Consider the following 1,006-nt stretch of genomic DNA (forward strand, 5'->3'; position numbering starts at 1 on the left):
TTACTTTAAGTACAAAATTTCACAATCTCTTCTAAACTTTAACCTAGATATCTAGGTATTGTTCAACAATATGGCCCTTAAATGAAAAATGAGCACTACCCTTGTTCAAGAATAGCGTCCTTTAGAGCCAATCCCAGATCTACCAAGGGTTTGGCTCTTGTTCGTTTTTTATCGTTTATGCAAGATTTTATACAACCTAGTTGTAGCAAAGGTTTATAGACATACCACACCACTATGACACTATTCCTTTATAAGAAAGATATATATTCTTCATTTACCATTTTTCCAATTGTAACTCCTTAACTAACCTGCCGTTAGCGGAACAAGGCAAGCGATGCCTTGTTAAAGCATCGAGCCCGTTAATTTAATAAGAAAGGCGTTTATGATCAGCAATTACATTAATAAAACCATTATTGACCCGTTTCATTTTCTTCTTGAAGTGTTCTTATAAATTCTTCAAAATTATCATTAAATCTGTTTAGCTCGTATTCATTTATTCCATTTTTGGGATTGTTTCTCGATGCATCTCTTATCGCACTCGAAATATTGAAAGCAGAAAATAATATGCAAATACTTAAAATAACTATTGCACCAGTCAAAGATAATCTTTGTTTTTTCTCGCTCATAATAATCTCCCTAATATTTAGTTATTTTTAGTGTAATACCAATAATTAACCAATTATTTCCATCACTTCCACTAACCTACTCATTACCTCAACTAGAAAGGGCGATAAACCTTTATTCAGGCTATCGCACTCCGTTAATGCAAGAAAAATAGCCTAATCCTTCTTTTCCTTTAATTCTCTCAGAAGTGTTATAATTTCCTTATTTTGTTGAACCTGCTCCTCTGAATTTAACATAATGAGTCTAATCCATCTAATAACCAAAACAATTAAAATGATAGGTAATAAATATAATAATGAACCTACACCAATTCCCATTTATGTATCCCCCTAATAAGTCATTCCCACTTATTGTAAAATAAGTTGTTTTTTAAGTAAACTGC

At 31.8% G+C, this 1,006-nt stretch carries 2 protein-coding genes; both read right to left on the reverse strand.

Annotation, left to right across the window (positions count from 1 at the left end; translation table 11 throughout):
- Positions 1-410 precede the first annotated feature (410 nt).
- Positions 411-626 carry a hypothetical protein gene (locus tag PQ474_RS26190; protein WP_273848515.1) on the reverse strand — a complete coding sequence of 72 codons (216 nt, stop codon included), beginning with the start codon at positions 624-626 and terminating at the stop codon, positions 411-413.
- 153 nt (positions 627-779) lie between these two features.
- Complete coding sequence (locus tag PQ474_RS26195; RefSeq protein ID WP_273848516.1) at positions 780-941, reverse strand: hypothetical protein; 162 nt, start codon at positions 939-941, stop codon at positions 780-782.
- Positions 942-1,006: the final 65 nt, after the last annotated feature.

Source organism: Halalkalibacter alkalisediminis, from assembly GCF_028610705.1.
Lineage (GTDB): Bacteria > Bacillota > Bacilli > Bacillales > Bacillaceae_D > Halalkalibacter > Halalkalibacter alkalisediminis.

Excerpts from the sequence above, each read along its gene's own strand:
- PQ474_RS26190 (WP_273848515.1), bottom strand. The coding sequence starts at position 626 with ATGAGCGAGAAAAAACAAAGATTATCTTTGACTGGTGCAATAGTTATT.
- PQ474_RS26195 (WP_273848516.1), bottom strand. The coding sequence starts at position 941 with ATGGGAATTGGTGTAGGTTCATTATTATATTTATTACCTATCATTTTA.